Origin of the sequence: Campylobacter anatolicus (genome assembly GCF_018145655.1) — a bacterium.
Classification (GTDB): domain Bacteria; phylum Campylobacterota; class Campylobacteria; order Campylobacterales; family Campylobacteraceae; genus Campylobacter_A; species Campylobacter_A anatolicus.
Genome location: NZ_JAGSSY010000001.1, coordinates 374,082 through 391,734 on the forward strand (window position 1 = coordinate 374,082; position 17,653 = coordinate 391,734).

20 protein-coding genes are annotated in these 17,653 nt (G+C 33.6%); 10 read left to right on the forward strand and 10 right to left on the reverse strand.

Features of this window, described 5'->3' with window-relative positions:
• Positions 1 to 2 precede the first annotated feature (2 nt).
• From KDE13_RS01890 to bioD, 4 genes are read right to left on the reverse strand one after another with little or no spacing between them, the layout of a single operon-like run.
• Positions 3 to 203: a hypothetical protein gene (locus KDE13_RS01890; RefSeq protein ID WP_212142699.1), complete on the reverse strand. Its 201-nt coding sequence runs from the start codon at positions 201 to 203 to the stop codon at positions 3 to 5.
• Positions 204 to 259: 56 nt separating this feature from the next.
• Positions 260 to 1,066, reverse strand: a complete 807-nt coding sequence (locus KDE13_RS01895; protein WP_212142700.1) for a glycosyltransferase family 2 protein — start codon at positions 1,064 to 1,066, stop codon at positions 260 to 262.
• Between the two features lie 10 nt (positions 1,067 to 1,076).
• Positions 1,077 to 1,820 (reverse strand): aminotransferase class III-fold pyridoxal phosphate-dependent enzyme, encoded by a 744-nt coding sequence (locus KDE13_RS01900; protein WP_212142701.1) that lies wholly within the window; start codon positions 1,818 to 1,820, stop codon positions 1,077 to 1,079.
• A gap of 3 nt (positions 1,821 to 1,823) precedes the next feature.
• The gene (gene bioD / locus KDE13_RS01905) at positions 1,824 to 2,528 is read right to left on the reverse strand and encodes a dethiobiotin synthase (RefSeq protein ID WP_212140088.1); all 705 of its coding nucleotides are present in this window, start codon (positions 2,526 to 2,528) and stop codon (positions 1,824 to 1,826) included.
• A 76-nt stretch (positions 2,529 to 2,604) separates the two neighbouring features.
• On the opposite strand from bioD, the gene surE reads away from it, so the two are divergent.
• From surE to luxS, 7 genes are all read left to right on the forward strand, one after another.
• Positions 2,605 to 3,384 (forward strand): 5'/3'-nucleotidase SurE, encoded by a 780-nt coding sequence (gene surE, locus KDE13_RS01910; RefSeq protein WP_212141664.1) that lies wholly within the window; start codon positions 2,605 to 2,607, stop codon positions 3,382 to 3,384.
• Positions 3,372 to 4,043: a tRNA threonylcarbamoyladenosine dehydratase gene (locus KDE13_RS01915; protein ID WP_212140086.1), complete on the forward strand. Its 672-nt coding sequence runs from the start codon at positions 3,372 to 3,374 to the stop codon at positions 4,041 to 4,043. The genes surE and KDE13_RS01915 overlap by 13 nt, the downstream gene beginning before the upstream one ends.
• 123 nt (positions 4,044 to 4,166) lie before the next feature.
• Positions 4,167 to 5,216: an N-acetyl-gamma-glutamyl-phosphate reductase gene (gene argC / locus KDE13_RS01920; protein WP_212142702.1), complete on the forward strand. Its 1,050-nt coding sequence runs from the start codon at positions 4,167 to 4,169 to the stop codon at positions 5,214 to 5,216.
• A gap of 17 nt (positions 5,217 to 5,233) precedes the next feature.
• Positions 5,234 to 6,460 (forward strand): bifunctional ornithine acetyltransferase/N-acetylglutamate synthase, encoded by a 1,227-nt coding sequence (argJ, locus tag KDE13_RS01925; protein WP_212142703.1) that lies wholly within the window; start codon positions 5,234 to 5,236, stop codon positions 6,458 to 6,460.
• A gap of 19 nt (positions 6,461 to 6,479) precedes the next feature.
• Positions 6,480 to 7,409, forward strand: a complete 930-nt coding sequence (gene argB, locus KDE13_RS01930) for an acetylglutamate kinase (protein ID WP_212142704.1) — start codon at positions 6,480 to 6,482, stop codon at positions 7,407 to 7,409.
• 9 nt (positions 7,410 to 7,418) lie between these two features.
• A complete protein-coding gene (locus KDE13_RS01935) occupies positions 7,419 to 8,570 on the forward strand; it encodes an aspartate aminotransferase family protein (protein ID WP_212142705.1) in 1,152 nt (383 codons plus the stop codon).
• Between the two features lie 14 nt (positions 8,571 to 8,584).
• On the forward strand, positions 8,585 to 9,100 hold the full coding sequence (gene luxS / locus KDE13_RS01940) for an S-ribosylhomocysteine lyase (protein ID WP_212140081.1): 516 nt from the start codon (positions 8,585 to 8,587) through the stop codon (positions 9,098 to 9,100).
• Between the two features lie 61 nt (positions 9,101 to 9,161).
• Here the strand turns inward: luxS and KDE13_RS01945 are convergent, their stop codons facing one another.
• Together KDE13_RS01945 and KDE13_RS01950 are read right to left on the reverse strand one after the other, a co-directional pair.
• Complete coding sequence (locus KDE13_RS01945; protein WP_212141774.1) at positions 9,162 to 9,566, reverse strand: hypothetical protein; 405 nt, start codon at positions 9,564 to 9,566, stop codon at positions 9,162 to 9,164.
• A complete protein-coding gene (locus KDE13_RS01950; protein ID WP_212141657.1) occupies positions 9,562 to 9,936 on the reverse strand; it encodes an L-arabinose ABC transporter in 375 nt (124 codons plus the stop codon). The genes KDE13_RS01945 and KDE13_RS01950 overlap by 5 nt, the downstream gene beginning before the upstream one ends.
• A gap of 92 nt (positions 9,937 to 10,028) precedes the next feature.
• Between KDE13_RS01950 and KDE13_RS01955 the strand changes: the two genes are divergently transcribed.
• Positions 10,029 to 10,559, forward strand: coding sequence for an ATP/GTP-binding protein (locus tag KDE13_RS01955; RefSeq protein WP_212141656.1), 531 nt, complete (start codon positions 10,029 to 10,031; stop codon positions 10,557 to 10,559).
• Between the two features lie 30 nt (positions 10,560 to 10,589).
• On the opposite strand, the gene KDE13_RS01960 is transcribed toward KDE13_RS01955, so the two are convergent.
• Both KDE13_RS01960 and dut read right to left on the reverse strand, forming a co-directional pair.
• Complete coding sequence (locus KDE13_RS01960; protein WP_212142706.1) at positions 10,590 to 11,324, reverse strand: EI24 domain-containing protein; 735 nt, start codon at positions 11,322 to 11,324, stop codon at positions 10,590 to 10,592.
• A gap of 9 nt (positions 11,325 to 11,333) precedes the next feature.
• Positions 11,334 to 12,029 (reverse strand): dUTPase, encoded by a 696-nt coding sequence (gene dut, locus KDE13_RS01965; RefSeq protein ID WP_212142707.1) that lies wholly within the window; start codon positions 12,027 to 12,029, stop codon positions 11,334 to 11,336.
• A 139-nt stretch (positions 12,030 to 12,168) separates the two neighbouring features.
• Here dut and KDE13_RS01970 point away from each other — a divergent pair, with 139 nt between their 5' ends.
• Complete coding sequence (locus tag KDE13_RS01970) at positions 12,169 to 12,357, forward strand: hypothetical protein (protein WP_212140076.1); 189 nt, start codon at positions 12,169 to 12,171, stop codon at positions 12,355 to 12,357.
• Here KDE13_RS01970 and KDE13_RS01975 read toward each other — a convergent pair.
• Complete coding sequence (locus tag KDE13_RS01975; protein ID WP_212142708.1) at positions 12,354 to 14,699, reverse strand: GGDEF domain-containing phosphodiesterase; 2,346 nt, start codon at positions 14,697 to 14,699, stop codon at positions 12,354 to 12,356. The genes KDE13_RS01970 and KDE13_RS01975 overlap by 4 nt on opposite strands.
• Before the next feature lie 87 nt (positions 14,700 to 14,786).
• Here KDE13_RS01975 and KDE13_RS01980 point away from each other — a divergent pair, with 87 nt between their 5' ends.
• On the forward strand, positions 14,787 to 15,326 hold the full coding sequence (locus KDE13_RS01980; RefSeq protein ID WP_212140074.1) for a hypothetical protein: 540 nt from the start codon (positions 14,787 to 14,789) through the stop codon (positions 15,324 to 15,326).
• Here the strand turns inward: KDE13_RS01980 and KDE13_RS01985 are convergent.
• A complete protein-coding gene (locus tag KDE13_RS01985; RefSeq protein WP_212142827.1) occupies positions 15,310 to 17,643 on the reverse strand; it encodes a putative bifunctional diguanylate cyclase/phosphodiesterase in 2,334 nt (777 codons plus the stop codon). The genes KDE13_RS01980 and KDE13_RS01985 overlap by 17 nt on opposite strands.
• Between the last annotated feature and the right edge of the window lie 10 nt (positions 17,644 to 17,653).

Below are 17,653 nucleotides of genomic sequence, written 5' to 3' on the forward strand. Positions count from 1 at the left end.
AGCTAATACTTATTACCGTAATCAGCATTAAGTAAAATATCATATTCTTTACTTGCTTTATCTATTTTGCAGATAGCTTTTTTATCTAAATATTCAACATCAAAAGTATTAAAGTTTATATTGTACCAACTATTTTCTCTACCATTTTCTACTCTTTTAACAAATAAAGATTTTAATTTTACTTCTTCACCTATTAAATTCATTAAATTAATCCTTATATTGTGAAGGGATATTTGAAATAAAGCATACTTTAATCATTTTAATAATCTTTTCTCTTTTTTAAATTATACCTTATTTTATTTGGCAACAAGGAAACTAATAAAGTTTTTAAATAAAACAAATCATAATAAAAAGGTTTTTTTAATTTTTTTCTATAATATCTTCTTAAATCAACTGCAATTTTAACTGACTGATATGTTCTTTTTTTATAATCTTTAAGTGTTTCATGATATTTAATTAAAGACTCATCTAAATTATAACCTTTAAATCCATTAATAAAAAATCTATACCATAAATCTAAATCTTCGCATCTATGACATCTGCTACTTGTATCATAACCATTTAAAAACTGCAATACATCTTTTTTAATTAATATTGTAGGATGATGAAAAGCATAAAAACCATTTAGTAAAGTATTTATATCAGGATTTAAAACTATTTTTCTTACAGAAGTAACCTTAGATCCATCAAAAACATCTATATAAGAGCCAACACAATCAATATCTGTATTTTCTTCTAAAAATTTCACTTGCTTTTCTAATCTAAATTCATAACAAACATCATCATCATCAATTCTTGCGATATATCTTCCACTAGCTAATTTTAAGCATTTATTTAATGCTATAGCAAGCCCCCCCCCTAAAGAGTTTTCATTATGAATAACTTTAAATATATTAGGATACTTAAGTTTATAGTCGTTTAATATATTAGCTGTATCATCATTAGAAGCATCATTACATACTATAATTTCATAATCTTTATATGTTTGATTAAGTATGCTTAAAAAACAATCATGAAGTTTTAAAGAACCATTGTGAGTCCCAATTATAAAAGATACCTTAGCCATATTAAAATCCTTATGTATTTTCTTTCATAAATAATATTATAATTATCATAAGTATTATTCTTAAATTTAAAAGAGATGAGTAATTTCCTCCTTGCAACAGTGGCTCAACAATGACAGCAACAGTCTCATCCGAGAATTTAGTAAAAGCCTCCTTAGCATAGATAAAACACTCAGCTTGACAAGTTTCACAACATTTACCAAACTCACAGCGGTAGCAATCAAGTGCTTTTGTATGCATCAAATCCATTAACATTGGTCGGTAAATTTTATAGTAAAGATCCATCGCACCAACCGATAAAGCTCCGATCGTCTCGCCGTGATAGACATCGATTAAGCACATAAAGCGTGTTTTTTGAAGCTTTATCGTTTGGTAATGATACCAAAATGCCATCTTTAACACACACTCAACCGCTGCCAAACCGTTATCTGAAAAGTTAAATTTCACTAATCCAGCTAGTAAAATCTCAGCTAGTTTCATGGCTAAATTTATCGCTAGTTCGTGAGTAAAATTTGCAAATATAACGTGTTCTAGTGTATCAAGCTGAGCCTTGATATTTTCGATGATTTGCTCGTTTGTGTGTCCTAGTAAGTTGCACCACCACGAGCTTATGATATCGATATACTCTTTGCCATTTTCATCATACAAAAATACGTTCTTGTCACTCTTTATAACGATAGATGGAAAATCTTCATAGTCCTTCATCTGTAAACAAGGATGCCAGATATGCTTTAAATCAAGTTGAGATAGTGTCATTTCTCACTCATATAAATTTATTAAATTTTCTATACTTAAATCTAATTTAATAGCTCCATGTGTAACGCACTCAAGCACCTTTACGCCACTTAAATGCTCTATCATCGCAGCGTTATTTTGGTGTATTAAATTTTCTGGCTCATAATTATTTAATATGATACCTTTTACATTGATATTTTGATCTTTTAAGTATCTTATTGTTAAAACAGTAGAATTTATCGCTCCAAGCCCTGAATTTGCAACTACTATAACACTTAAATTTAAAAATTTAATAACATCTGTTAGCATTATCTTTTGCGAGTCGTATCTTAGCGGACATATCACCCCACCAGCACCTTCAACACTTATAAACTCACAATTTTTACTAAGCTCATCAAATTTATCTTTTATAGCTTTAAGTGTTGGTGCGTTGCCTTCTATTTGGGCTGATAAATGCGGCGAGTAGGCGTTTTCATAAGCATAAGCGTTTATAAAACGAGCTGATTTATTATTAAATTTATTAGCTGCATTTTCACTTACGAATTTACGCACAAACTCCACATCAGCCACCGACAACGTGCCGTCTGCAAAGCGAATGTTTCCACTTGCAACTGGCTTAAAATATCCATGACTTAGCAAATTTTCTATAAATTTTTTAGCTATTAATGCACTCACGTAAGTTTTACCAACGTCTGTTCCTGTGCCGACAATAAATAAATTTTTGCTCATAATCTCCCCCAAAAAGCACATTTTACCAAAGACTAACAAAAGCTATGATAAAATAAATCTTTTAAAAAGGATAAAATTGAAAGAAATTTTGATAACAAATGACGATGGATTTGAGGCAAAAGGACTAAGCGAACTAGCTAACGCACTAAGAGAGCTGCCAAATTTAAATGTAACGATAGTCGCTCCAAGTAGCGAAAAATCAGCCTGTGCACACTCGCTGACGCTAACAAAACCACTACGTTTTATAAAAATAGATGATGGCTTTTTTAAGCTTGATGACGCAACGCCTAGCGACTGTGTGTATCTCGCACTTCACGCACTTTTTAAGCATGAACCAGACCTTATAATCTCTGGCATAAATCACGGAGCAAATTTAGGTGAGGATATAACCTACTCAGGCACGTGCGGAGCGGCTATGGAGGGAGTTTTGCATGGCATAAAGAGTATTGCATTTTCGCAGTTTTATCAAAATGACAGCATAGACAGGCTCGGCTTTGACCTTGCAAAAGATGTAGTAAAAGCTATCACACAAAAGGTGCTAAGTGGTGAGATAGACCTACCTGAACGCGAATTTTTAAACGTAAATATTCCTGCCGTTTCACGCAAAGACTTCAAAGGCTTTGCTGTTGTGCCTGCCGGTAAACGCACCTACGCTACTCACGCTACACTCAATCGCAACCCACGTGGAGTGGAGTATTACTGGCTGGGTGTGGCTTCACTTGATTATGAAAAAGGGGAAAGTAGCGACATCAGTGTGGTAAATGAGGGTTTTGCAAGCATTACACCCATACAGCTAAATATGACCGCTCGTGCAACATTAAAGACGCTAAAAAAGAGGCTAGAATGCAAAATTTAAATCAAAATTTAGAAAAAAATCGCTTCACAAGAGTACAGTGGCTATTTGGTAATGAGAAATTCGCAACACTTCAAAACGCAAAAGTACTAGTTTGTGGCGTAGGTGGCGTGGGTGGTATGTGTGTTGATGCTCTGGCTAGAACCGGGGTAGGTTCTATCACCATAATAGATAAAGATATCTTTGACATAACTAATCAAAATCGCCAAATTTACAGCGAAAATGTGGGAGCAGTAAAGGTAAATGAGTTTGCCAAAATTTATCCAAATGTAACACCGATATATGAACTTATCACGCCTGAGTTTGTAGATAGCTTTGACTTTGAACCCTTTGATCTTATAATTGACGCTATAGATGACATACCCGCAAAAGTAGCTTTGGCTAAAAAATACTCTCATAAGCTCATCAGCTCAATGGGCGGTGCAAAACGCTTTGATCCAAGCAAAATCCGCGTAACTTCTATCTGGAAAACAAGTGTCGATCCACTCGCTCGTAAGTTTCGTTATGAGCTAAAACAAGCTAAGTTTGATGGCGATTTTAGCGTAGTTTTCTCAACCGAAGCACCAAGCTGCAAACCACTTGGTAGTTTTATGGGGGTAACGGCAGTTTTTGGGCTAAATTTAGCCGCACTTGCTGTGAAAAAACTATGCGATATAAGGTGATTTGGGATTGTTAGTAACGTTGTTTGTATAAATTTATAGATATTAAAAAATTTAAGTAATGTTTAATACGCTTTTTTATAGTATAAAAACCACAAAATTTAAGCTAAATTTAAAGGATAATCTATGATAAGAGCAGGTATCATCGGAGCAACAGGATACGCCGGACAGCAGCTACTTTGGATACTAAACGCTCATAAAAAAGTTGAGCTTAAATTTATCTCATCGCACTCATTTTCAAATGAATATGTAAGTGAAATTTATAAAAATTATAAGAAATACTTTGAAAGAAAGCTCGTTTCACAAGATGAGGCAGAGAGTAAATTTAGTGATATAGATGTGCTATTTTTAGCCCTGCCACATGGACTTTCAGAAAATTTAGCTAAAAAGGCACTTAATAGTGGTGTAAAAGTAATCGACTTAGGAGCTGACTTTCGCCTAGATAGCTCAGAGCTTTATGAGAGCTGGTATGGTGTAAAACACAACTATCCACACATTAATCAAGTAGCAGTCTATGGTCTGCCTGAAATTTATACAGATCGCATCAAAAAGGCTGAGCTTATCGCCTCTCCTGGGTGCTATCCAACATCAGCGATACTTGGTGTTGCACCACTTTTAAGGGGAGGTATCACTAAAACAGATCGCATAATCATAGATGCAAAATCAGGTGTGAGCGGAGCTGGTAGAAGTGCGAAAGTAGAGCTATTATATACCGAAGTAAACGAGAATTTTAAAGCATATAACGTACTAAAACACCGCCATACACCAGAGATAAAGCAAGAGATGGATAAACTAAGCAAGAGTGATATAAATTTGATATTTACACCACACCTTTTGCCAATAAATCGTGGCATACTCTCAACGATATATCTGCAAGTAAAAGATGAGCTAAAAAGCACGATGACGCAGGAAAAAATTTATAAAATTTATGATGAGTTTTACGCAGATAGCTACTTTGTGCGTATCACTCGTGATCTGCCAGAGATAAAAAATGTCAAAAATAGTAATATCTGCGAGATAGGGCTACGTTATAATGAGCAAAGTGGAGATCTAATCGTCATCTCAGTGATAGATAACCTCATAAAGGGTGCTGGTGGGCAGGCTGTGCAGAGTATGAACCTGATGTTTGGGCTAAGCCAAAGTGATGGGCTTGAGTTTTTATCAATGTATACTTAGTGAGCGAAGGAGAGATAATGGAAATTTTAAAAAATGCAAGTATAACAGACGTTCGTGGTATACGTGCCGCAGGTATCGCAGCAGGGCTTAAAAAAAGTGGCAAAAAAGACTTGGCATTAATTTATAGTGAGATCCCAGCAGTTGCAGCAGCTGTGTTTACTCGTAACCTTGCAAAAGCAGCCCCTATCGTGCTTGATATGGAGCATATCAAAAATGCAAACACAAGAGCTATCATAATAAATAGCGGTAACGCAAACTCATGCACCGGTGAAGTTGGGCTAAATGACGCAAAGACGATGTGTGCGAGTGTAGCAGCTAAACTTGGACTAAAAGTAGAAGAGGTACTAGTGCAATCAACTGGCATAATCGGTGTAAATTTAGATATGCCACTAGTTGAAAGCGGTATAGAAAATATCGTAAATTTAATAAAACAAAATGGGCGTGAGGGAGATGAAGCTGCACGTGCGATAATGACAACTGATACCTTTATGAAAAAAGTATGCGTGCGAACGAGCATAGACGGTAAAGATGTAATGGTCGCTGGTATTGCAAAAGGTAGCGGTATGATACATCCAGATATGGCGACTATGCTGTCATTTGTAGTAACTGATGTAAACATAGAAAAAAAGCTATTGCAAAAAATGTTTAGCGAGATAGCAGATAATACATTTAATATGATCTCCGTTGATGGTGACACTAGCACAAATGATATGGCATGCATTTTAGCAAATGCAGCGGCAGGAAATACTAAAATAACAAGTGAAAGTAGTGAAAGCTATAATAAATTTAAAGAAGCTGTTTTATATGTGAATAAAGAGTTAGCCAAACTAATCGCAAAAGATGGCGAGGGTGCAACAAAACTCATAGAAGTTGTCGTTAAAAACGCAAGAAGCCTAAAAGACGCTCAAATGGTCGCTAAATCAGTCGTAACATCAAGCTTATTTAAAGCAGCAGTTTTTGGAGCTGATCCAAACTGGGGTCGCATACTTTGTGCAGTGGGATACTCAAAGGCTGAGCTTATAATAGAGCGAGTAAATATCTACCTAGCAAATGAAAACACAAAGATACAAGTCGCTGCTGATGGGCGTGGGATAAAATTTGACACTCAAAAAGCAATCAATATACTAAAAGGCGAAAAGGTGGATGTGGTGATAGAGTTAAATGATGGCGAGTTTGACGCCACTGCTTGGGGGTGCGATCTAAGCTATGACTACGTCAAGATAAACGCCGAATATCATACTTAATAAATTAAAAGAGTAAAAAATGGTTTCAAATTTATTAAAGGCTGAAATTTTAGTAAATGCCCTACCATACATTAAAAAATATTATGGCAAAACGATCGTTATCAAATACGGCGGTGCAGCAATGGTAAATAAAAAAGCTAGAGAGCAGTTTATCAAAGATGTTGTGCTTATGAAATTTGTAGGTATTAACCCAGTCATCGTGCATGGTGGAGGGCCTGAGATAAATGAGATGTTGGCTAAGATAGGTAAACAAAGTCGCTTTGTCGGTGGTAACCGCGTAACAGACGAAGAGACGATGGAGATCGTAGAGATGGTGCTATCTGGCAAGGTAAATAAGAGCATAGTCGCTGATATAAACAAATATGGCGGAAAGGCGATCGGATTAAGCGGTAAAGATAATAACCTTGTTATGGTTGAGAAAAAATATATCTACGATGAGAATTTAAATAGTCCCGAAGATGGCAAAATAGTGCAGAGAGATGGCAAAAAATTTAAAAAGATTGATATCGGTTTTGTTGGCGAGATAAAACAGGTCAGTCCAAATATAATAAATTTATTAGAAGATAACAGCTATATCCCAGTCATCTCATCAATCGGCGTCGATGAAAACGGACAAACATATAATGTAAATGCCGACTATGTCGCAGGTGCGATAGCTGGAAAGCTTCAAGCTGATAGGATGATATTTCTAACAGACGTTGATGGGATAATGCTTGATTATCACGACAGATCAACATTAATTCAAGAAATAAGCGTAAGTGGCGTAAAAGAGCTTATAAACGACGGTACGATAAGTGGTGGTATGCTACCAAAAGTAACAACCTGCCTAAAATCCATAGAAATGGGCGTACATAAGGTAATCATACTAAATGGCAAACTAGAGCACTCACTACTTTTAGAGCTTTTTACGACAGAAGGTGCCGGAACGCTCATCAAAAAAGACATATAAGGATAGTAAATGTTACTAAATGTTTATAATAGATTTGATGTGATTTTTGATCACGGCAAAGGCTCATACATATATGATACAAATGGCAGAAAATATCTAGACTTTGTCTCAGGCATCGCGGTAAATTGCCTAGGACACGCGAGTGATGTTGTGGCTAACGCGTTGACTATACAGAGTAAAAAACTAGTGCATATATCAAATTTATACTACTCGCAACCTCAAATAGATCTAGCAGAAAAACTAACGCAAAATAGTGATATGCAAAGAGTATTTTTTACAAATAGTGGCACAGAAGCAAATGAATTAGCCATCAAAATCGCTCGTAAATTTGGTAGTAAAATTTCAAGTGAAAAAACAGAGATAATCTATATGTCAAACTCATTTCATGGACGTTCTACTGGGGCTTTGGCTATCACTGGACAAGAGAAGTATCAAGCTCCTTTTCGTCCGCTTATTACAAATGTAACTGAGTGTAGGTTTAATGATGTAGCAGACTTAGAATCTAAATTTAGCGACAAAACGGCGGCGATCATACTTGAACCTATTCAGGGCGAAAGTGGACTAGAGAGTGCGACTGATGAGTTTATAAATGCTATAAAACAACTTAGCAAAAAGCATAATGCTCTTGTGATATTTGATGAGATTCAGTGTGGTATGGGACGGACCGGTAAGCTCTTTGCTTATAAAAATTTTGACATAATTCCAGACGTGATAACCATCGCAAAAGCCCTTGGTGGCGGTGTGCCGATAGGTGCCTTGCTAACTTATGAAAGAGCAAATGATGTATTAATGCCGGGTGATCACGGCTCAACTTTTGGAGGCAATCCGCTCGTATGTGCTGTAGGTAACGCTGTGTTAGATGAGATAATAGACAATAATCTACTTGAAAATGTAGTAAAAATTGGTAAATACGCAAAAGAGAAACTAGCAAATTTAAAAGAAAAATTTGATAGCATAACAGAGATTCGTGGAAAGGGATTATTGCTTGGTATTAAATTTAATGAAAACAAGATAACCGCCAAAGATGTAGTCGCAAAAGCCCTTGCAAACGGGCTTTTACTCGTTGGTGCGGGCAATAATGTCGTGAGATTTTTCCCACCGTTTAATGTGAGCGAAAAAGAGATAGATGAGGCTTGTGAGATTTTAAATAAAATTTTATAAAATAAGGAGAAAATATGCCATTACTTGATAGTTTTTGTGTTGATCATACCATTATGAACGCACCTGGTGTGCGACTAGCTAAGACGATGAATACACCAAAGGGCGATAAGATTAGCGTCTTTGACCTACGTTTTTGCAAACCAAACCAAGATATGTTACCAGAGCGTGGTATACACACACTAGAACATCTCTTTGCGGGATTTATGAGAGATCATTTAAATAAAAATGATGTAGAGATCATAGATATTTCGCCGATGGGCTGTCGTACTGGATTTTATATGAGTCTTATTGGCTCACCAAGTTGCGAAGAGGTCGTGTCTGCTTGGGAAGCGTCGATGAAAGATATAACAAATGTCCTAAGCCAAAGCGACATACCAGAGCTAAACGAGTATCAGTGTGGAAGCTATAAAATGCACTCACTAAAAGAGGCCCATGAGATCGCAAATGCCGTATTAAAGGCTGGTATTGGCATAATAGATAATGAGAGTATAAAGCTTGATATAGATGCAAAAGGGCTTAAAAAGCACTAAAATAAGTAGTCTCATCTTATTATTTAAAATTTCAAAGACAATCAGCTCATCTAGCTAGATCTTATCTCTCCCAGATGAGCTTTTTGCCAAACCCAAGCGTGTTACTCGTAAATTTTATCCATTTTAAACTTATGCACCATATCTCAGGCTTCATTGCAAGTGCATAAGGATAGCGTTTGAAGTAAATTTTTGACATTTGCTCATTAGCTTTTTGCATAGTGCCACGTAACTGAATGCCTTCTATCTTGCCAACTATCTTTGTATCAAGTGCAATCGTGCCACCGACTTCTGGATTTTGTGCAAGAGCCTTTATATGAGTAGTTGTAGAGCTTGAAGCGACTAATAAATTTAGTCTATCCTCATCAAAAGCATAAAAGCAACTAAACGCATATGGTATATCCTCGCTTATAACAGCAACCGAGACAAGGTGCATCTTTTTTATAAATTTAATAATATTCTTATCAATCATAAAAATAGCCTAAAAACTCCACTATCTCATTAAATTTGACTACTAAAGCCATTAAAATCACAAGCCAAAATACAAGCAAAAAAAGCTCAGTATAAGTAAATATATCACGACTAAATTTCTTAAAGATTGCCATTGATAATAATCCGCCTAAAAAGCCGCCAATTAGTGAGAAGTAGTGTATCGTCTTTGATTTTACAAATGTAGGTAAAAGCTCTTTAAAAAATAGCGAAAACATCGTAAATGCAAGTAAATTTGCAAATATAAAATAATAACCAACAACTGGCAAAATGGGATAGAATTTATGCAAAACAAAGCTTAAAATCGTGATAAACATTAGCAAAAATATCCGAGTCCCAAAACAACACATTTCACACCTTTTTTATTAAATTTTACAAAAAGCTTGTTAAAAACAGCTTTATAAATTTAAAATTATGTCGATTTAGTTTAAAAGGAGCAAAAATGCAGACAAATTTCTCAAATTTATACTCACAAGCTAGTTATAATAATATGGATTTCAAATTTAAAACAAGTAGCGGTGATGAGATAGATTTTTCAATGTATGATAATAAAAGCCTAGAATACGTCAGCGAAAAAAACTCGCGTGGCAGTAGCCAAAGCCTAACTCTAACACACGAATACGGCTATAGTTTCTCATACAAAGGCGATGGACTTGACACAAAAGATCTTGCAGAGCTTGATGAAGCGTTAAAACTCATTAGTCCACAAATAGATAAATTTATGAAAAATGTCAAAAATGACGATAAAATCGCAGGAAGTGATGAGAGTATAACAAATCTAGCAAACAATATAAAACAGATACTTCCACAACCCAAAAATGACAATCATAAAAATCTAATCGCAGATAATACTATAAAAATATTTGATGAACTTTTAGAGCAAAATCGTGCTGATAAAAATCTACTTAATAATACCAAAAAGCTATTTGATAGGCTTTTTGATACTACAAATAAACTCTTCGTTTATGCTTAATATGGGGTCTCTCCCCATAAATTTATACTACTAAAACTTCACTATTGTTTGCTTTTGATAGAAAATATGTGTTAAAAATATAATGAAAAATAGTTGCAAAAATAGTCCTAAAAGTGGCACAAGAGAGATAATGTAAAATACTGCACAAGCAAGTATAAATTTAAATCCGCCACCTTCAAGCCAAACTAGTTCAAATTTAGACTCTGATAGGGCATTACTCGCCACATCAATGAGTAAAAATTTATAATAAAGATAAAAAAACGGGATATTTATGAAAAAAAAGCTTAGTATTGGTATAATAAAAATGAAAGGTAAACAAAGTAGTAAAATCCCTAAAAACTTAAATATCACTGTAGTCATAAGCCACAAAACTCTTGAAGTGCCAACCATACTAGTTTGAGCTATGTTATAATGTCTTGCGTTGATCTCGCGTGTTACGATTGGGGTTAAAAATCCAGCGATAAGTAAAGCTATAGCCACACTTAAAATAACAACTAAAAACGTTGAGAGTATGTAAAATAAGGAACTAATAAGATAACGTACTACCTCAAAAGATAAAATTTTAGCCACCAACGGATACGAACTTGTATCAAAAAATACATACTCACCGCTCATCGCACCTGCTAAAAGTAGCTCCCACAGCTCAGACCCACCAAGCATCATCACACTTATTAATACCGCCACGCTTAAAACAAGTGGCAAGATAGAGAGTGTGATAAATTTAGCAGTTAAAAAATCACGCCACGAAAGCCAAAAAATACTCACAAACTCAACCTACTTTGCTGCGTCGTAAGCACTTTTAAGCTCAGCATATATAGCATCTATGCTTTTTATACCACTAGCTAAAATCTCGCTCATCACAACATTATCCTCTCGTCCTCCCCAGAGCTTTTTGTATGTGCCTTCTTTATAGCCGTTGTTTTGACGAAAGCGATTTAGCACGTTTTTAGCAACATAGCACTCATAAAGTGAGTACAAATTTACGCCACATTTTAGTGCGACGCTGAAGTAAATTTTTAAAATATCATGTATGTTATATTCAAATCCACTACATTCATGTATAAGCTTTTCGATATCGTTCATTATCTCATATATACTCTCACTAGCCACATTATAAGGCTCTTTGCAAAACTCTGCAAAGCCACTTGCTGCACAGATATTATCAGCTAGTATCTTTGCATCCCCTAGCCCTTTTTGCTTATAAATTTGTAGCATAAAGCTCATTACAAAGTGCCAAATATCCACGACCTCAACTCGTAAATTTTGCTCATCAGTCGCTGCATTTATGCTCTTCCAGTGTTTCCACGCAAAGCTATCTATTAGCTCTGCACACTCCATATATATGCAACGCTTCCAGCTTATGAGCTTGTTTTTATTTGTGTATCCATTTTCCCAGCCTAGCCCATTTGTCTCATCATTTAAACTTTGCTGAAGTTTTAACATCTGTAATACTATCTCATTTTCATTCATATTTTACCTTTAATTTTTGACAAATTATATCAGATTTTATTAATTCAAAGATAAATATAAATCAAGGCTTGACTTAAATCATTAAATTTTTATAAATTTATCGCTAAAATACACCTTTACTAATCAAGAAGGATAAAAAATGATAGAAAATAATGTCGTTATATGCAACGTATGTGCTTTAAAAAGTTCAGATGACGAAAATGCAGTATTTATTAAAGCACACAAAAATGGTGAAGATGTAGATATATGCACAAGCTGCATACCTAGCGTTATACATGGATCTGGTATGGTTGTAAAATCAAACGAAGAGATAAAAGCCGAAGCTTAAATCTGATCTATATTTGATGAATTTTGCTTTAAGAACTCTTTAAACTCTTCAGCACACATAGGCTCTTTAAGATAACATCCTTGAGCCTCTTTGCAACCTAGCTCTATTAGCTTGTCTAGCTCATCTTTAGACTGCACACCCTTTGCTGTGACTTTTAAATTTGTATTGTTTGCTAAATTTATGATAGATGCGACTATCTGAGTATCGATATCTGTATTTAACATATCTTGTATAAGTTCACGTGCGATCTTGATACAGCGAATATGATACTTTTTCATATAGGCAAACGAGGTATAGCCAATACCATAATCATCGATACAAACGCTGATATTGCTACTATTTATATCATTAAAAATTTTATCTAAAAGCTCCGGCGGATAGACCCATACGCTCTCATCAAGCTCAAGCTCAAAAACCTTTGGACTCACGCCATATAGCTTTAAAAGATCGTTTATATTTTGTATAAAGATACTCTTTTTTATCTGTGTTGGAATGATATTTAGGCTGATTTTTGGTATATTTATGCCATCTTTTTGCCAACTACTCACGTATTGCACAGTCTTTATGGCAGCAACAGAACAAATACCATTAAGCGTATCAGAATTTACTTTAGCAACATCCATAAACTGAGAAGCCTCTAAAAATCCAAGCTCCTTTGAATCCCATCTAAGAAGTGCCTCAAACGAAACTATCTTTAGTGTCTTTGTGTTAAAAATAGGCTGAAAATATACCTTTATCTCTTCGCTTAAATTTACCTTGCTTAGCAAAATCTCCATACGCGACGCCGTATGTATATGATCGTCTATCTCACTACTGTATATTGTAGGATTTAAAGATGGATTTTCCTTAGCATAATACATTGCTCTATTTGAGTTTTTAACAATCGTCTTGATATCTATGTCTTGTCTGTATGAAACTATACTTATACCAACAAAACAACTCATAATAAAATGAAATCTATCTACTTGTAAATTTTCTTGCAAATTTTTCTTAATATTTATACCGAAATTTAAAGCTCCACTCTTGTCATCTTTTCCAATCTTTGTAACCACTACAAACTCACCAGCACTCATTCTAGATATGATGTCTTTTTGATTGCAAAGACTTAATAGCCTTTTTGCAGTGGCCCTTAAAATTCTATCACCAACAATATGTCCGTAAGAGGCGTTTATTGATTTAAATTTATCGATATTTATATAATACACCGCAAGCTCTTCATCGGATTTAAGGCTTGAATATAAATTTTTAAGACCATCTGATAAAAATAACCGATTACCTACGCCAGTTAGATAATCACGTTCAGATATATCTTGCAAACGTAAATTTGCAAGTCTTAGTTCATTTGTCTGTTCGTGTATAATTTTTTCAAGATTGTTATGCATTAGCTTTTCTTGGGTTAGTAGCTTATCGCTTATCGTAGAGCTTTTTACATAGTAGCTTGTAAGCGTATTTATGACTATAATACAGAGTAAAACAACTGCTTGAATAGGAGAGAAATCGCTCTCTATAAATATTGGTACTATTGCTATTATCGGTAACCATTTTGAACTCATAGTTATGTTATTGTCTTTTTGTGCGACACGAGAGTTATTTGTCTGTAAATAAAACGAACCTATCATTAATAGACAAAATGGCAAAATATAAAGCGGTGCTAATAAATTTGGCTGATAAAGTGGCATTTTAAATTTATTATAATAAATATATAAATTCAACATCGTAAACAATATAACGGCTACGATCATATAAAAACCACTTTTGCGAATATATATAAAATTGCTCGTAAATAATTCGCTTAGCACAACAAAAAGCAAGATCAAATTTATAATTATCACACAAAATATACAAAAATCATATATACTTTTAAAAATCAAAGTGATATTTAAGTTGAAAATAACGTTAAAAAATAGCGTATAAATCATCAAAAATACACCAAATGTATCAAGCAATATGATTGATTTTTCACTTGCATCTTTAAATTTTATATAAAAATATATAGACATAGCAAAAAGTATGCAAAGCATAGGCACAGAATAACTTATGAGCAAAAACTCATATCGATCATAGTCCTTTATAAAGAGATCAGTATTTAAAAACCATAAAAGATCACAAGCTCCCCAAAGTGCTACGCCCAAACACAACAATATCCAATGCACTCTATAATTTTCTGGCGTTACGATATGCTTATAAATATTTACGATAATAAATCCATAGGCGATAAAAGTAAGCAACTTTTGGATATAGACATATCCGATCAAAGAAAATATCTGAGCAAATACAAAAATCACTAAAACAATAAACACTGATCGCTTTTGGTAAGCCTTTAGTGATTCAGTCGCACTCAAACTCATCTCCTAAAAATAACACAAATTATACTAATTAAATCCTTGTTTTTTGATATAATCTTATAAATTTAAAAATTTGGAGCATTTATGACACAAGAGATAAATTTAAAAAGTGTGGATTTGCTTGATTATCAAGCATTTGTTTTGTTTTATTCAAAAAAAGCAAGAAAACAGATGATGATAAACACGATAGGTATATTTGGCGAAGCTATGATTGCTGGATTTGTGATAGATAAACTTACCGGATATCAAATTTTTACCATTATTGGCGTTGCTTTTGGCATATTTTGGGTATTTTTCTATCCATTTTTTTTAAAAAATAGACGACTAAAAGCACTAAAAAATCTAAGAAGCAATGAAGTAGAAAAAACAATGAAATTTGAAGTAAATGATGAGTATTTGGCGTATTATAAAGATGAGTTAAGAGAAAATGAGAAATTTGCATTTAGCGATATTAGTGAAATTTATGAGCTTAAAAATATATTTGTTATATTTCTGGGTGAGAAAGTTCATATCATAATCCCAAGAAATGATGAAACTACAAAAATGATAAGCCTAAGTGCTAAAAACTCGAATAAACATATTTTAAAATATGAAAATTTGGAGTATTCTAGCGTTGTGAGATAGAATTTATTATCAGTTTTTCAAACTCATCTGCATTCACAGCTCTACCCCAGATAAAGCCCTGTATCTCGTCACAACCGAGATCTTTTAAAATTTTAAGCTGAATGATGCTTTCTACGCCTTCAGCTAATGTTTTGATATTTATGGTTTTTGTCAGTGATATTATCATATTTATTACAGCTTTATCAAATTCACTCGTAGCGATATTATCCACTAGCTCTTTTGATATTTTTAGTCTAGTTATCATATATTTTTTGATGTAGTTAAATGATGAAAAACTAGCACCAAAGTCATCTACGCTTACGCCTATGCCACTTTGTTTAAATACACTAGCCACCTTCTGCAAAGTCTCGTCTGCTATTACAAAACTACTCTCAGATATCTCGATATTAACACAACTTGGGTTGACATCATAAGCTGACATTAAATTTAATATCTCATTTGCAAACACGATACTATCCATCTGTTTTAAAGATACATTTATTGATATCTTTAAATTTGTGCCATATTTTTTATTCCACTTGCCGATTTGTTTTATGGCTTGTTTGGCAACCCATCTGTCTATATTTATAATGATAGAGCTTTGCTCGGCTATAGGGATAAACTTAGATGGCATAACATTACCTTTTATAGGTGAATGCCAACGCAAAAGAGCCTCTGCTCCGATAAGATTTTGAGTATTTAGCTCAAACTGTGGCTGAAAATTTAGCTCAAATTCCTTATCAAAGTCGATCGAATTTAAAAGTATTTCGATATGGTTTTGCTCTTGCAAAATATCTTTTACATCATCATAAAACACCCAAACACTATTTATATCACGTTTTGCAACACTTAATGCAGCACTAGCTTGAGCAAGCAGATCGTCAATTAAAATTTCACTAGTTTCGGTTATGCTAAAGCCTATCTTTGCATTTAGTAAAATTTTATATTCATCTATAGTAATCAAAGCTTTTATGACAGAATAGATTCTTACAATAAGCTCTTTAAAATACTCAAACTTATCACTCTTTACAACGATATATAAATCATCACCATCAAATCTAGAAAATAATGCACCATTTGGCAAAATTTCACTTATATTTTTTGTAAGTGTTACTAAAACTTCATCGCCAACATAGTGTCCGTAAGTATCATTTATAGCTTTAAAATGTATCAGATCGATATTATAAACGCATATATTTTCACCAATACCTTTAGTCTTTATCATCTCTTCAAGCCTATCAAGAAAACAAGATCTATTTAACAAACCTGTCAAAAAGTCATACTCGCTTAACTCTTTTAATCTCTTATTTGTTTGATTAAGCTCTTGCATACGCTCATTTACTACTCTGTCTAGCTTCTTTCTTATCTGTCTATCTTTTTCTATTAAATTTTTACTATTTTTTATACTTGATATGTTATATGTTAAGATACTATAAAATAGTATTGTCATCATAACAAACATAAACCACGTAACGTCTAATGTTCCTATAGCACCTATAGAAATAATTATCAAAAATAGTGCCATTACTACTTTGCTGATTAAAATTTTATGAAAATCATCACTATTTTTACCAAATCTCGCAAACATCTCATTATATCTAATATAAAAAGAGCTAAATAAAAATATCACAAATACTATCTCAAAACATAGTCTAAAGTATGTATTTATAATATCTTGATCGTGCATAGAAGTGATATTAAAATATGTATTGACAATAGAAAGGGTGCCAATAGCAAGTAGACAAAAATAAAAAGACAGTCTACGCTTAATATTATGTAAAGAGTAGTAGATGATAAAAACACAGCAAAACATCACGACATCAATGATAATGTATATCGTATGGATAAAAAACATAGATGAAAACGCCAAAGATATATCGTGATTAAATACTACGGCCCAAAAAAAGCTAAGATATAACAAAACAACAACAGTTATATCAAGAAATGTCTGAAGCCAAAAGCGATTTCTCATACTTTTTATAAACATCATTATGCAAGCTATCAAAAACAATATATATGGCAACAAATACACGATATGAACGACTCTTTTATATGTCATCCATTCGGTATTATGCCCCTTTAAGCTATAAAATAGCATAAATGCATCAGCCACAGCCCAAGTAAATATAGCTGTGACTATCAACGCCCAATAGTGCTTTAAATTTTTACTATCTTTTACGTTATAAGCTATAATAGTAGCTATGCTAACATTCATAGCAACAGATATCACACTGCTATAAAACTCATTTTGATTATACAAAGCAATAAAATATATCGTAAAAAGAGCTACTGTGTATAAAAAAGATAGTGTATTGTTATTTGTAAGTCTCTTAAACACTTTTATCAAA

What these genes read in the sequence shown, in the direction of transcription:
- KDE13_RS01890 (WP_212142699.1), bottom strand. Translation starts at nt 203, where the DNA reads ATGAATTTAATAGGTGAAGAAGTAAAATTAAAATCTTTATTTGTTAAA.
- KDE13_RS01895 (WP_212142700.1), bottom strand. Translation starts at nt 1,066, where the DNA reads ATGGCTAAGGTATCTTTTATAATTGGGACTCACAATGGTTCTTTAAAA.
- KDE13_RS01900 (WP_212142701.1), bottom strand. Translation starts at nt 1,820, where the DNA reads ATGACACTATCTCAACTTGATTTAAAGCATATCTGGCATCCTTGTTTA.
- bioD (WP_212140088.1), bottom strand. Translation starts at nt 2,528, where the DNA reads ATGAGCAAAAATTTATTTATTGTCGGCACAGGAACAGACGTTGGTAAA.
- KDE13_RS01915 (WP_212140086.1), top strand. Translation starts at nt 3,372, where the DNA reads ATGCAAAATTTAAATCAAAATTTAGAAAAAAATCGCTTCACAAGAGTA.
- argC (WP_212142702.1), top strand. Translation starts at nt 4,167, where the DNA reads ATGATAAGAGCAGGTATCATCGGAGCAACAGGATACGCCGGACAGCAG.
- argJ (WP_212142703.1), top strand. Translation starts at nt 5,234, where the DNA reads ATGGAAATTTTAAAAAATGCAAGTATAACAGACGTTCGTGGTATACGT.
- argB (WP_212142704.1), top strand. Translation starts at nt 6,480, where the DNA reads ATGGTTTCAAATTTATTAAAGGCTGAAATTTTAGTAAATGCCCTACCA.
- KDE13_RS01935 (WP_212142705.1), top strand. Translation starts at nt 7,419, where the DNA reads ATGTTACTAAATGTTTATAATAGATTTGATGTGATTTTTGATCACGGC.
- luxS (WP_212140081.1), top strand. Translation starts at nt 8,585, where the DNA reads ATGCCATTACTTGATAGTTTTTGTGTTGATCATACCATTATGAACGCA.
- KDE13_RS01950 (WP_212141657.1), bottom strand. Translation starts at nt 9,936, where the DNA reads ATGTGTTGTTTTGGGACTCGGATATTTTTGCTAATGTTTATCACGATT.
- KDE13_RS01955 (WP_212141656.1), top strand. Translation starts at nt 10,029, where the DNA reads ATGCAGACAAATTTCTCAAATTTATACTCACAAGCTAGTTATAATAAT.
- dut (WP_212142707.1), bottom strand. Translation starts at nt 12,029, where the DNA reads ATGAATGAAAATGAGATAGTATTACAGATGTTAAAACTTCAGCAAAGT.
- KDE13_RS01970 (WP_212140076.1), top strand. Translation starts at nt 12,169, where the DNA reads ATGATAGAAAATAATGTCGTTATATGCAACGTATGTGCTTTAAAAAGT.
- KDE13_RS01980 (WP_212140074.1), top strand. Translation starts at nt 14,787, where the DNA reads ATGACACAAGAGATAAATTTAAAAAGTGTGGATTTGCTTGATTATCAA.